Source organism: Streptomyces calvus (assembly GCF_006782915.1).
In the GTDB taxonomy this organism is placed as follows: Bacteria; Actinomycetota; Actinomycetes; order Streptomycetales; family Streptomycetaceae; genus Streptomyces; species Streptomyces calvus.
The window spans coordinates 40,727-52,791 of sequence record NZ_VCNP01000022.1 but is presented as its reverse complement, the minus strand read 5'-3'; the positions used below and the strand labels follow the sequence as shown (position 1 = coordinate 52,791).

Genomic DNA, 12,065 nt, shown 5'->3' with positions numbered 1-12,065 from the left:
GGTCCGCCTCCGGGAAAGGGTTTCACGGGCACGGGCCCGCGCCCCATAGGATTGGGCCAAACCACACACACTCACCCCAGAGGATCGCTGCATGCCTGGCATCACGCGCGAGGAGGTCGCCCACCTCGCCCGGCTGGCGCGTCTGGAGCTGAAGCCCGAAGAGCTCGACCACTTCGCAGGCCAGCTGGACGACATCATCGGCGCGGTGGCCCGCGTCAGCGAGGTCGCCGACCAAGACGTACCGCCGACCTCGCACCCGCTCCCGCTGACGAACGTCATGCGGCCGGACGAGGTCCGTCCCTCGCTCACCCCCGAGCAGGCGCTCTCCGGCGCCCCGGCCCAGGAGCAGCAGCGTTTCAAGGTGCCGCAGATCCTGGGGGAGGAGTAAGCAACCATGACGGACATCATCAAGCTCACGGCCGCCGAGACCGCCGCGAGGATCGCCTCCGGCGAGCTCACGGCCGTCGAGGTCACCGAGGCCCACCTCGCCCGCATCGAGGCCGTCGACGAGAAGGTGCACGCCTTCCTGCACGTCGACCGCGAGGGCGCCCTGGCGCAGGCCCGCGCTGTGGACGCCAAGCGGGAGCGGGGCGAGAAGCTCGGCCCGCTGGCCGGCGTGCCGCTCGCGCTGAAGGACATCTTCACCACCGAGGGCGTGCCCACGACCGTCGGTTCGAAGATCCTCGAGGGCTGGATCCCGCCGTACGACGCGACGCTCACCAAGCGGCTGAAGGCCGCCGACGTCGTCATCCTCGGCAAGACCAACATGGACGAGTTCGCCATGGGGTCCTCGACCGAGAACAGCGCCTACGGGCCGACCGGCAACCCCTGGGACCTCACCCGGATCCCGGGCGGCTCCGGCGGCGGTTCCTCCGCCGCGCTGGCCGCGCACATGGCGCCGCTCGCCATCGGCACCGACACCGGCGGCTCCATCCGCCAGCCCGCCGCCGTCACCGGCACCGTCGGCGTGAAGCCGACGTACGGCGCGGTGTCGCGGTACGGCATGGTCGCCTTCTCCTCCTCCCTGGACCAGGGCGGGCCCTGCGCCCGCACGGTCCTGGACGCGGCGCTGCTGCACGAGGTCATCGCCGGGCACGACCCGATGGACTCGACCTCCATCGACGCGCCGGTCCCGCCGGTCGTCGAGGCCGCGCGCAACGGCTCGGTCGAGGGCATGCGCGTCGGCGTCGTCAAGCAGTTCCGCGGCGAGGGCTACCAGGCCGGTGTCGTCCAGCGGTTCGACGAGTCCGTCGCGCTGCTGAAGGACCTCGGCGCCGAGATCGTCGAACTGGACTGCCCGTCCTTCGACCTGGCGCTGTCGGCGTACTACCTGATCGCGCCGTCCGAGTGCTCCTCCAACCTCGCCCGCTTCGACGGCCTGCGCTACGGCCTCAGGACCGGCGACGACGGCACGCACTCCGCCGAGGAGGTCACCTCGCTGACCCGCGAGGCCGGCTTCGGCCCCGAGGTGAAGCGCCGCGTGATGCTCGGCACCTACGCGCTCAGCTCCGGCTACTACGACGCGTACTACGGCAGCGCCCAGAAGGTCCGTACGCTGATCAAGCAGGACTTCGACAAGGCGTTCGAGCAGGTCGACGTGATCGTCTCCCCGACGACGCCGACCACGGCCTTCCCGATCGGCGAGCGCGCCGACGACCCGATGGCGATGTACCTCGCCGACCTGTGCACCATCCCGACCAACCTGGCGGGCAACGCGGCCATGTCGCTGCCCTGCGGTCTCGCCCCGGAGGACAACCTTCCGGTCGGCCTGCAGATCATCGCTCCCGTCATGAAGGACGACAGGCTCTACAAGGTGGGCGCCGCCGTCGAGGCCGCCTTCGTGGAAAAGTGGGGCCACCCGCTGCTCGAGGAGGCTCCGTCGCTGTGAGTGCACTGACCAAGGCCAAGGGCTTCAAGAAGTCCAAGTCCGGTACGTACCTGTCCATGGCCGCCACCGCGTTCGGCGCGATCGGCGTCGCCAAGCGGCTGAAGTCGGCCCGCGCCGAGAAGGACACGCTCGTCCTCATCGACGCGACCGTGTCCGCCGCCGCGATCGTCACCGGCCTCGCCATCCTCTACCGCGAGCTGAAGCGGCTGGGCGACGACGACGTCCTGCTGGGCTGAGAGGGAAGTTTTCACCGTGACCACCACGACCGACCTGGTGTCGTACGAGGACGCGCTCGCGTCGTACGACCCCGTCATGGGCCTCGAGGTCCATGTCGAACTCGGCACCAAGACCAAGATGTTCTGCGGCTGTTCGACCTCGCTCGGCGCCGACCCGAACACCCAGACCTGCCCGGTCTGCCTCGGCCTGCCCGGCGCGCTCCCGGTCGTCAACGCGACCGGCGTCGAGTCGGCGATCAGGATCGGTCTCGCGCTGAACTGCGAGATCGCCGAGTGGTGCCGCTTCGCCCGGAAGAACTACTTCTATCCGGACATGCCGAAGAACTTCCAGACCTCCCAGTACGACGAGCCGATCGCCTTCAACGGCTACCTCGACGTGCAGCTGGAGGACGGCGAGACCTTCCGCGTGGAGATCGAGCGCGCCCACATGGAGGAGGACACCGGCAAGTCCACGCACGTGGGCGGCGCCACCGGCCGGATCCACGGCGCGTCCCACTCCCTGCTGGACTACAACCGCGCCGGCATCCCGCTCATCGAGATCGTCACCAAGCCGATCGAGGGCGCCGGTGAGCGCGCTCCCGAGGTGGCGCGGGCGTACGTGCGCGAGCTGCGCGAGGTCATCCGCGCGCTCGGCGTCTCCGAGGCCCGCATGGAGATGGGCCAGATGCGCTGCGACGTGAACCTGTCGCTGCGCCCGAACGGCACCGAGAAGTTCGGCACGCGCTCCGAGACGAAGAACGTGAACTCGCTGCGTTCCGTCGAGCGCGCCGCGCGCTTCGAGATCCAGCGGCACGCGGCCGTGCTGTCGTCCGGCGGCACGATCGTGCAGGAGACCCGCCACTTCCACGAGGACACCGGGTCCACGACCTCGGGCCGCGTGAAGGAGGAGGCCGAGGACTACCGGTACTTCCCGGAGCCCGACCTGGTGCCGGTCGCCCCGTCCCGCGAGTGGGTCGAGGAGATCCGCGCGTCCCTGCCCGAGCTGCCGCTGGTGCGCCGCAACCGGCTCCGCGAGGAGTGGGGCATCTCCGGCACCGACATGCAGGCGATCCTCAACGCCGGCGCGCTGGACCCGATCGTCGCGACGATCGACGCCGGTGCCGACGCGGCCTCCGCCCGCAAGTGGTGGATGGGCGAGCTGGCGCGCAGCGCCAACGAGTCCGGCAAGGCCCTGGACGAGCTGGCGATCACGCCGGAGCAGGTGGCCCGGGTCACCGAGCTGGTCGCCAAGGGCGACCTGAACGACAAGCTGGCCCGCCAGGTCATCGAGGGCGTGCTGGCCGGCGAGGGCACTCCGGACGAGGTCGTCGACAAGCGCGGCCTGAAGGTCGTCTCCGACGAGGGCGCGCTCACCGCGGCCGTCGACGAGGCCATCGCCGGCAACCCGGCCATCGCGGACAAGATCCGCGGTGGCAAGGTCGCCGCGGCCGGTGCGCTGGTCGGCGCGGTCATGAAGGCCACGCGCGGCCAGGCGGACGCGGCCCGGGTGAAGGAGCTGATCCTTCAGAAGCTGGGCGTCGAGGAGGGCTGATCCGCCGGACGGCGGACGAGGGGACGCATCGACCGTTCGATGCGTCCCCTCCCCTTTTTCACGCCGGGCCGTCACACCCGGCGGGAGTCAGGGCCTGCGGCCCACCACACGGGCGAAGCCGAGGGTGCGGCCCCGGTCGGTGCGCAGCATCCGGGCGCTGTCGCGGCTCGACCGCACGTGGAACTCCTCGGTGCTCTCCTCGGCGACGACGTCGCACCACAGCAGCCATTCCCGCCAGCCGTCGGTGAGCCAGTCGGCGGTCTCGACCTCCACGGCCCCGCTGCGGGTCCAGTGGCGGCGCCACCAGGCGGGTGAGTGGAAGCACCAGAACGCGGGCTCCCAGAAGGGCTCCAGGTGCTCCGGCGGCTCGGTGCCGTCGAGCTCCTCGCGGGTCGCCGGGACGACGACGCCGATCCGCCCGCCGGGCTTGAGTAGCCGGGTCAGCGTCGGCAGGTAGAGATCGTCGGTGCCGAAGTACTGGTAGGCGTCGACGGAGACGATCGCGTCGAAGGTCTCCTCGCCGAAGGGCAGGTCGTGCGCCTCGGCGCGGACCGGCAGCACCCGGTCGGCGACGCCCGCCTCGGCGATCCGGCGCGCGTTGTCGTCCGGAGCGATCCACAGGTCGGCCGCGGTGACCTCGACGTCGTACTCGCGGGCCAGGAACACGGACGTCATGGCGCGTCCGCAGCCCAGGTCGAGCACGCGGGCGCCGGGGCGCAGGCTGTCCGGGCCGAGGGCCGGGGCGAGCCACTCCAGCAGCCACAGCGCGTGCGGACCCATCGCGTTGTCGATGGTCCAGCGGGCGTCGTAGGTGCTGCTGCGCGGGTAGCGGGGCAGGGACAGACGGCTAGCGAGGCCGTCGTGCGGGGTGTGCGGGGTGTGCGGAGTGATGTCCGACATCGGTGAACGGGCTCCTTGGGGCCGTGAAGAGGGAGAGGGACGCGTCGGAGACCGGACGGACAGTCATCAAAGCACCTGCTTCGGCCGGCGGCGGGCTGCCGCGGAACGTCGGACCGACGGACGCTAGCAGCCACCCGGCCGCCCCCGCATCCGGATTTCCGTCCGGGGCGCGCTACGCTCCCGCGCCATGAGTGGACGCGCTGATTCCGACCCGTCCCCGGACACCCGGCCCGAGGACACCGAAGGAACCGGGGTCCTCGGGCCGGCGGAGGACGACGACGCGGGCTCGGCGCGGCGGGCGCGATGGGCCGCGACCGGCACCGGCGCGGTGCTGGCGTCGGCCGGGACGGCCGCGGCGCTGCTCCGTGCCGGCGGGCCGGCGCCGGTCCTCGTCCCGGTCGCCTACGCCGCCGGAGCCGCCGGCTGCGCGCTCGCCGCGGTGCTGGGCTCGCGCGGGCGCACCCGCAGGGCGCTGTGGCTGCTGGTCGGGGCGCTGATGGTGATGGCGGTGGGGGACCGGTTCGACTGACCGGCCGGGGCCGGGTCCCTCGGGACGAGGCGGACGGCGGCCGTGGACGGGGCCGGTGCGACGGTCCTGTGCGCCGCATCGCATCGGTGTGAATAAGCCCACGAAAGCGACAAACGATCACTCTTGCCTGCAACAGTGGCAGTGCATTGCTCATGCGTTCTTTGCGGGCTGTTCGGTCCATGTTCGGCTGCTCCCGGTCAAAGAATCACACTCAGTCACTGGGAGCACGTTCGTGGCAGCCCTCGCACGCTGGTGTGTCCAACGCCGTCTCGTCGCCGTCCTGCTCTGGCTCCTCGCCCTCGGCGGGGTCGCGGCCGGTGCCTTCGCCGCCGGTTCCGCCTACTCCAACGACTACAAGGTGCCCGGCACCGAGTCGGGACGCTCCACCGAACTGCTGAAGCAGGGCTTCCCGGACCTCGGCGGCGACAGCGACACCGTCGTCTGGCACACCTCGTCCGGCAGCGTCCGGGACTCCGGCGTCGAGCAGACCATGACGCGCACCCTGGAGCGGATCGAGGACCTGCCCGGCGTGGCCGCCGTGACCGGCCCGTACGACGAGCAGGGCGCGGGCAGGATCAGCCAGGACGGCAGCACCGCCTACGCCACGGTCACCTTCGAGGACCGGGCCAAGGACATCGACGCGGGCGAGGCCGCCGCCGTGGTGAAGACGGCCAAGGCGGCCGAGACCGACGGACTCCGGGTCGAGCTGGGCGGCAGCGCCGTCGAGCTCAGCGAGTCCTCCGGCGGGCACATCGCCGAGATCGTCGGCGTGCTGGTCGCCGCCGTCGTCCTCTTCCTCGCCTTCGGCTCGCTCGCCGCCTCGCTGCTGCCCATCGCCACCGCCCTGGTCGGCGTCGGCACCGCCTACGCCGGGATCGTGCTGCTCGGGCACATGATGACCGTCGCCGACTTCGCGCCCATGCTGGGCATGCTGATCGGACTCGGCGTCGGCATCGACTACGCGCTGTTCATCGTCACCCGGCACCGGCGCGGGCTGAAACGCGGGCTCTCCGTCACCGAGGCCGCCGTCAACGCCGTCGCCACCACCGGGCGCGCGGTCGTCTTCGCGGGCGCCACCGTGTGCATCGCCCTGCTGGGCATGCTGATCCTCCGGCTGAACTTCCTCAACGGCGTCGCCGTCGCCGCCTCGCTCACCGTCGTCCTGACCGTCGCCGCCTCCGTGACCCTGCTGCCGGCCCTGCTGTCGTTCATCGGCATGCGCGCGCTCAGCCGCCGGGAGCGGCGCCGGCTGGACGAACACGGGCCCGAGCCGGAGCTGCCGACCGGGTTCGCCGCCCGCTGGTCGGCGTTCGTGGAACGCCACCCCAAGCTGCTCGGCGCGGTCGCGGTCGTCGTCATGGCCGTCCTCGCGCTGCCCACCCTCTCCCTCCACCTGGGCACCTCCGACCAGGGCAACGACCCGAAGACCTCCACCACGCGCCAGGCCTACGACCTGATCGCCGAGGGCTTCGGTCCCGGAGTGAACGGCCCGCTCACCCTCGTCACGGAGGTCGACGGCGCCGAGGACCGGCTCGCCCTGGACAACCTCGACACCACCCTGCGCGACACCGAGGGCGTCGCCTCGGTCTCCCCGGTGACCTACGGTGCGGGCGGCGACACCGCGTACCTGACCGTCGTACCGGAGTCGTCGCCGCAGTCCGAGCAGACCAGCGACCTGGTCGACCGGCTGCGGTCCGACGTGCTGCCCCGGGCCGAGTCGGGCACCTCACTCGACGTGCTGGTCGGCGGTGTGACGGCCGGCTACGACGACTTCGCCGACGTCATCGTGGACAAGCTGCCGCTGTTCGTCGGCGTGGTGATCGGCCTGGGCTGTCTGCTGCTCCTGCTGGCCTTCCGGTCCGTGGGCATCCCGCTGAAGGCCGCCGTGATGAACGTGGCCGCCGTCGCCGCCGCCTTCGGTGTCGTCGTGGCGATCTTCCAGTGGGGCTGGGGCAGCGAACTGCTCGGCCTCGGCCGGGCCGGCCCCATCGAACCCTTCCTGCCCGTGATCATGGTGTCGGTCCTGTTCGGGCTCTCCATGGACTACCAGGTCTTCCTGGTGAGCCGCATGTACGAGGAGTGGCTGGAGACCGGCGACAACCGGCGGGCCGTCCGCGTCGGCCTAGCCGAGACCAGCCGCGTGATCAACTCGGCGGCCGTGATCATGATTTCGGTCTTCCTCGCCTTCGTCCTCAGCGGCGACCGCGTGATCGCCATGTTCGGCATCGCGCTCGCCGCGGCCGTCGCCCTGGACGCCTTCGTCCTGCGCACCCTGCTCGTCCCCGCCCTGATGCACCTGCTCGGCGGCGCCAACTGGTGGCTGCCGCGCTCCCTGGACCGCGTCCTGCCGCGGATCAGCATCGAGCCGCCCGAGTGCCGCACCGCCCATGAGAGGCTGGCCGCTGCCACGGACGCCGAAGTGGCGGACGTGCTGGCGAGCGAGGAGCGGCAGCGGGATGTACGCGATACGACTGGGTGACGACGGCGCCGAACTGCGGCCCCTGGAGCCGTGGCACGCGGAGGAGTTCCTGGCCCACCTGGACCGGGGCCGCGACTTCATCAACCGGTACGTGCCCTTCGGCTCCGGGGCCACGGACGTGGCCGGCGCCCGGGAGGTGCTCCAGCGGTACGCCGACCGGCGCGCGGCCGACACGGGCTCGCTGCACGGGCTGTGGCTGGAGGGCACGCTGGTCGGCGGAGTACTCACGCTCAACTTCGACGCCGCGAACGGCACTTGCGAGGTCGGCTGCTGGCTGGAGCCCGCCGCCACGGGGCGCGGGCTGGTCACCCGCGCGATGCGGGCGCTGATCGACTGGGCGGTCGAACAGCGCGGCATCCACCGGGTCGAATGGGTCGCCGCGTCCGGCAACGCGCCCAGCCTGAACGTGGCCCGCCGGCTCGGCATGACCCGGGACGGCGTGCGCCGCGGGGCCCACCTCCACCACGGGGTGCGCCACGACCTGGAGGTGTGGTCCGTGCTGGCCCCGGAGTGGCGGGCGCGCGGCGACCACTGACGCGCACAAGCGGTCACGGCGTCCACAACGATCATTAAGCGGACTCTCAGACGGCGTCCGTACGGTGCGGGACATGGGAACCAAGACAGTGGACGAAACCGGAGCCGAAACCGGAGCCGGGACCGAGCGCGACGAGACGGCCGTGGACACCACCGCGTCCGATGAAGGGACCGGAACGGAACCGGAAGCGCAGGACGACGCGCCCGGGGCCGAGCAGGAGACCGAGCAGGAGAGCCCGTCCGGTGTCGGGCAGGGCGCCGCCGCGGTGGTCTCCGCGGCGCTCGGCGTCGTCTCGCTCACCGGGAGCTGGCTGGGCACCGTCGCCGCCGCGCGCGAGACCCTCGTGGGCCAGCTGGAGACGGCCGCGAACGCCGGCGTCGCCACCCAGGTCAAGGAGGTGTACGGCGACGCCTGGCAGACCAGTGCGCTGTGGGGCGGCCTGTTCGCGCTGACCGCGCTGATCGTCGGCGCGGTGGTGCTGGTGCGGCCCGCCTTCGGCACGCCCGGACGGTCCGTCCAGGCGCCCTGGATCAAGTCGGTCGCCTGGGCGGGCGTCTCGCTCGGCGTCGTCGGGCTGCTGCTGGCCGTGCTCAAGTACACCGATGTGCTCCTGGGCCTGCCCTCCACCGGCTGACCCGGCACCGACGCACGCGCGAGGGGTCCCGGACGTCCGGGACCCCTCGCGCGTTCCGGAGGACGGCGCGGATCAGGAGGCGAGCACGGCGCGGCCCTCGGCGATGATCGCCGCCAGCTCCTCGACCTCACCCGGGGCCAGCGGCGTCAGCGGCGGCCGGACCGGCCCGGCGTCCAGGCCCTCCAGGGTGACACCGGCCTTCACCAGCGCCACCGCGTAGCCCGGGACCCGCTTGCGCAGCCGCACCAGCGGGTGGAAGAAGACCCGCTGCAGCGCGTCGATCCGCTTCTGGTCGCCGGTCTCCACCGCGCGGTGGAAGGCGAGGGAGACGTCCGGCGCGAACGCGAACGCCGCCGACGAGTACAGCGTCACGCCCAGCGCCCGGTACGCCGGCTGGCTCGCCTCGGCGGTGGGCATGCCGTTGAAGAACTGGAACTCCTTGCCGGTCCCGTCGAGCGCCTCGCGCACGGCCGGGATGATCCGCGCCAGCAGGTCGAGGTCGCCGGTGCCGTCCTTGAAGCCGACGACGGTGGGCACCTGGGCGACCTTGGCCGCCGAGTGCTCGTCGAAGCGCGCGTTGGCACGGTTGTAGACGATCACCGGCAGAGCGGTCTCCCCGGCGACCTCCCGGGTGTAGGCGACCAGCCCGGCGGCGGGCGCCTCGACCAGGTAGGGCGGCATGAGTAGCAGGCCGTCCGCGCCGGCCTCGGCCGCGGCCCGCGCGAACCGCCGGGCCAGGCCGAGGGAGCCGCCGGCCCCGGCGTACACCGGGACCCGGCCGCCCGCCGCCTCGACGGCGGTCCGGACGACCGCGCCGAACTCCTCCAGGTCCAGGGCGTGGAACTCGCCGGTGCCGCAGGCGACGAACACGCCGCCCGGGCCGGCGTCGACCCCGGCCGAGATGTGGCGGCGCAGCGCGTCGAGGTCGACGTCACCGGCCGCGGTGAACGGGGTGACGGGGAAGAAGAGAACGCCTTCGAGCATGGGTGGTTTCCTACTCGTCGTGAGGGACAGCGGGGGACGGGGGTGGGGCGGCGACGCCGCCGGCCGGTGCCGGCGCGCGGACCACGTTGCTGAGCGCGTCGCCTCGCTCCAGCCGGTCGATGTTGGCGGCGATCTCGGTGGCGCGTGCGGCGAAGGTCTCGGCCGTGTGGCCGGAGTGGTGCGGGGTCATCAGCACGTTCGGCAGCTCGTGGAAGGGCAGCCGGCTCGGCGCCCCGGGCGGGCCCGACCACCACACGTCCAGCGCGGCGCCGGCGAGGGTGCCCGAGCGCAGCGCCTCGTAGAGCGCCTCCTCCTGCACGACCGGTCCCCGGGCCACGTTGACCAGCAGGGCACCGGGAGCCATGGCCGCCAGTTCGGCGGGGCCGATCAGTCCCGTGGTGGCGGCGTTCAGCGGGACGGTGACCACCACGACGTCGGAGTCGGCGAGGAGGTCGGGCAGCCGGTCGTCGCCGCCGATCCAGTCGGGCCGCAGGTCGGACGGGTACGGGGCGGAGGGGTCACGCCGTACGGCGCGGACGCGCAGGCCGACCGCCTGGCACAGCCGGGCGACCTCGGTGCCGGTCTCGCCGAAGCCGATGACGCCGACCCGGCGGCCCGCCAGCGTCGTCCCGAACGGCAGCGCGGGATCGACCGCCACGTTGCGCCAGTGTCCGGCGCGCAGCGCGCGGTCGGCTCCCAGCACGTCCCGGGAGAGCATCAGGACCGACATCAGCACGTGCTCGGCGATGGACCGGCCGTGGTGGTGGGTGGTGGCGACGGTGACGCCCGGGTGGAGGGCGTCCAGCGGGATGCCGTCGTATCCGGCGCCGACGACGTGGACCAGGCGCAGCCGTCCGGCGCGGCGGGCGTCCTCGGGGCTCAGCCTGGAGCCGACGAACACGTCGGCGTCGGCGATGGCCTCGGACACCGCGGCCGGGTCCTGGTCGTGGGTCTCCAGCCACTCGTGCGGGCCGCGGGTGGCGGCCTTCAGCCGGTCGTGGAAGCGGCTGAGGATGCGGTGGTTCAGCAGGATGCGCATCGGCCGCTCACCACCGGGGGGTCGTGGCGGTGAACGCGGGCTCGAAGCGCCGCATGTAGCCGGTGTCGTCGCGGTCGCGCAGCCCGCAGTCGAGGTACTGGCGGTGCAGCCGGGCGAGCGCGTCCCGGTCCAGTTCGACGCCGAGGCCCGGAGCCGTCGGCACGGCGAGGCGGCCCTCGCGGAACGTCAGCGGGGTGGGGTCGACCACGTCCTCGTCCGGCCGCTTCCACGGCCAGTGCGTGTCGCAGGCGTAGGTCAGCCGCGGGGTCGAGGCGGCGAGGTGGGTCATCGCCGCGAGGCTGATGCCCAGGTGCGAGTTGGAGTGCATCGACATGCCGAGCCCGAACGTCTCGCAGATCGCGGCGAGTTGGCCGCAGCGCCGCAGACCGCCCCAGAAGTGGTGGTCGGACAGGACGATGCCCACCGCCGCCTTGGACACGGCCGGCGCGAGATCGTCGAAGGAGACCACGCACATGTTGGTCGCCAGCGGTGTGGAGGTCCCGGCCGCCACGGCGGCCATGCCGTCGATGCCCTCGGTCGGGTCCTCCAGGTACTGCAGCACACCGTCCAGCTCCCGGGCGACGCGCAGCGAGGTGTCCGTGCTCCAGGCGGCGTTGGGGTCGAGGCGCAGCGGCAGGTCCGGGAACGCCTCGCGCAGCGCCCTGATCGCCGCGATCTCCTCGTCGGGCGGGAAGACGCCGCCCTTGAGCTTGATCGAGGTGAAGCCGTAGGTGTCGATCATGCGGCGGGCCTGCTCGACCAGCCCGGCCGGGTCGAGTGCCGGGCCCCAGTCGTCGTCCTCCTGGCCCGGGTGTCCGGCCCACTTGTAGAAGAGGTACGCGCTGTAGGGGACGGAGTCGCGCACCGCGCCGCCCAGCAGATCGCTGACCGGGCGGCCCAGCAGCTTGCCCTGGATGTCGAGGCAGGCCACGTCGAACGGCGACATGACCCGGTCCACGGCGGAGCTGCCCGTGACCATGCCGGACATGCCGTCGCCGCCGGTGGTGTCCGCGCCGAGGGCGCGGGTGGTGCGGGCGATCAGGTCGTTGAGGCTCCAGACGTCCATGCCGACCAGGGCGTCGCCGGCGCGGCGCAGCCGTTCCAGGTGCACCGTGCCGCCGTAGGTCTCGCCGATCCCGTGGACGCCGCCCACCGTGGTGATCTCCACGACGGTGCGCAGGGCGTAGGGCTCGTGCACCCCGACGGTGTTCAGCAGGGGGTAGTCCCGGAAGGCCACGGGGGTGACGGTGACGCCGGCGATCCGCTCTGAGGTCCGAACCATGAATGCCATCCTCATATGTAGTCGGCGT

Annotated in this window: 12 protein-coding genes; 8 read left to right on the top strand and 4 right to left on the bottom strand. The window is 72.4% G+C overall.

Going from position 1 to position 12,065, the window contains the following annotated elements; all coding sequences use genetic code 11:
- Positions 1-91 precede the first annotated feature (91 nt).
- Genes gatC through gatB form a run of 4 tightly spaced genes read left to right on the top strand, consistent with a single transcriptional unit; the run spans position 92 to position 3,655 of the window.
- On the top strand, positions 92-388 hold the full coding sequence (gatC, locus tag FGW31_RS09830; RefSeq protein ID WP_004925108.1) for an Asp-tRNA(Asn)/Glu-tRNA(Gln) amidotransferase subunit GatC: 297 nt from the start codon (positions 92-94) through the stop codon (positions 386-388).
- A gap of 6 nt (positions 389-394) precedes the next feature.
- On the top strand, positions 395-1,888 hold the full coding sequence (gatA, locus tag FGW31_RS09825; protein ID WP_142192998.1) for an Asp-tRNA(Asn)/Glu-tRNA(Gln) amidotransferase subunit GatA: 1,494 nt from the start codon (positions 395-397) through the stop codon (positions 1,886-1,888).
- On the top strand, positions 1,885-2,124 hold the full coding sequence (locus FGW31_RS09820) for a hypothetical protein (protein ID WP_142192997.1): 240 nt from the start codon (positions 1,885-1,887) through the stop codon (positions 2,122-2,124). The genes gatA and FGW31_RS09820 overlap by 4 nt, the downstream gene beginning before the upstream one ends.
- A 16-nt stretch (positions 2,125-2,140) precedes the next feature.
- The gene (gene gatB / locus FGW31_RS09815; protein WP_142192996.1) at positions 2,141-3,655 is read left to right on the top strand and encodes an Asp-tRNA(Asn)/Glu-tRNA(Gln) amidotransferase subunit GatB; all 1,515 of its coding nucleotides are present in this window, start codon (positions 2,141-2,143) and stop codon (positions 3,653-3,655) included.
- An 87-nt stretch (positions 3,656-3,742) separates the two neighbouring features.
- On the opposite strand, the gene FGW31_RS09810 is transcribed toward gatB, so the two are convergent.
- Entirely contained in the window at positions 3,743-4,555 is an 813-nt protein-coding gene (locus FGW31_RS09810) for an SAM-dependent methyltransferase (protein WP_142192995.1), read from the bottom strand.
- A 187-nt stretch (positions 4,556-4,742) separates the two neighbouring features.
- On the opposite strand from FGW31_RS09810, the gene FGW31_RS09805 reads away from it, so the two are divergent.
- The 4 genes from FGW31_RS09805 (at position 4,743) to FGW31_RS09790 (ending at position 8,732) form a co-directional block, all read left to right on the top strand.
- Positions 4,743-5,084 (top strand): hypothetical protein, encoded by a 342-nt coding sequence (locus FGW31_RS09805; protein WP_142192994.1) that lies wholly within the window; start codon positions 4,743-4,745, stop codon positions 5,082-5,084.
- A gap of 232 nt (positions 5,085-5,316) precedes the next feature.
- A complete protein-coding gene (locus tag FGW31_RS09800; RefSeq protein ID WP_142192993.1) occupies positions 5,317-7,563 on the top strand; it encodes an MMPL family transporter in 2,247 nt (748 codons plus the stop codon).
- Positions 7,541-8,098: a GNAT family N-acetyltransferase gene (locus FGW31_RS09795; protein WP_142192992.1), complete on the top strand. Its 558-nt coding sequence runs from the start codon at positions 7,541-7,543 to the stop codon at positions 8,096-8,098. Before FGW31_RS09800 ends, FGW31_RS09795 begins: the two co-directional genes overlap by 23 nt.
- Positions 8,099-8,171: 73 nt before the next feature.
- Positions 8,172-8,732 (top strand): hypothetical protein, encoded by a 561-nt coding sequence (locus tag FGW31_RS09790; RefSeq protein ID WP_142192991.1) that lies wholly within the window; start codon positions 8,172-8,174, stop codon positions 8,730-8,732.
- A gap of 72 nt (positions 8,733-8,804) precedes the next feature.
- On the opposite strand, the gene FGW31_RS09785 is transcribed toward FGW31_RS09790, so the two are convergent.
- The 3 genes from FGW31_RS09785 to FGW31_RS09775 are packed head-to-tail and all read right to left on the bottom strand — an operon-like array spanning position 8,805 to position 12,037.
- The gene (locus tag FGW31_RS09785; RefSeq protein WP_142192990.1) at positions 8,805-9,716 is read right to left on the bottom strand and encodes a 5-dehydro-4-deoxyglucarate dehydratase; all 912 of its coding nucleotides are present in this window, start codon (positions 9,714-9,716) and stop codon (positions 8,805-8,807) included.
- 10 nt (positions 9,717-9,726) lie between these two features.
- Positions 9,727-10,755 carry a 2-hydroxyacid dehydrogenase gene (locus FGW31_RS09780; RefSeq protein ID WP_142192989.1) on the bottom strand — a complete coding sequence of 343 codons (1,029 nt, stop codon included), beginning with the start codon at positions 10,753-10,755 and terminating at the stop codon, positions 9,727-9,729.
- A 7-nt stretch (positions 10,756-10,762) separates the two neighbouring features.
- On the bottom strand, positions 10,763-12,037 hold the full coding sequence (locus tag FGW31_RS09775) for a glucarate dehydratase family protein (protein ID WP_142192988.1): 1,275 nt from the start codon (positions 12,035-12,037) through the stop codon (positions 10,763-10,765).
- Between the last annotated feature and the right edge of the window lie 28 nt (positions 12,038-12,065).

Excerpts from the sequence above, each read along its gene's own strand:
- gatC (WP_004925108.1), top strand. The coding sequence starts at position 92 with ATGCCTGGCATCACGCGCGAGGAGGTCGCCCACCTCGCCCGGCTGGCG.
- gatA (WP_142192998.1), top strand. The coding sequence starts at position 395 with ATGACGGACATCATCAAGCTCACGGCCGCCGAGACCGCCGCGAGGATC.
- FGW31_RS09810 (WP_142192995.1), bottom strand. The coding sequence starts at position 4,555 with ATGTCGGACATCACTCCGCACACCCCGCACACCCCGCACGACGGCCTC.
- FGW31_RS09805 (WP_142192994.1), top strand. The coding sequence starts at position 4,743 with ATGAGTGGACGCGCTGATTCCGACCCGTCCCCGGACACCCGGCCCGAG.
- FGW31_RS09795 (WP_142192992.1), top strand. The coding sequence starts at position 7,541 with ATGTACGCGATACGACTGGGTGACGACGGCGCCGAACTGCGGCCCCTG.
- FGW31_RS09790 (WP_142192991.1), top strand. The coding sequence starts at position 8,172 with ATGGGAACCAAGACAGTGGACGAAACCGGAGCCGAAACCGGAGCCGGG.
- FGW31_RS09785 (WP_142192990.1), bottom strand. The coding sequence starts at position 9,716 with ATGCTCGAAGGCGTTCTCTTCTTCCCCGTCACCCCGTTCACCGCGGCC.
- FGW31_RS09780 (WP_142192989.1), bottom strand. The coding sequence starts at position 10,755 with ATGCGCATCCTGCTGAACCACCGCATCCTCAGCCGCTTCCACGACCGG.
- FGW31_RS09775 (WP_142192988.1), bottom strand. The coding sequence starts at position 12,037 with ATGGTTCGGACCTCAGAGCGGATCGCCGGCGTCACCGTCACCCCCGTG.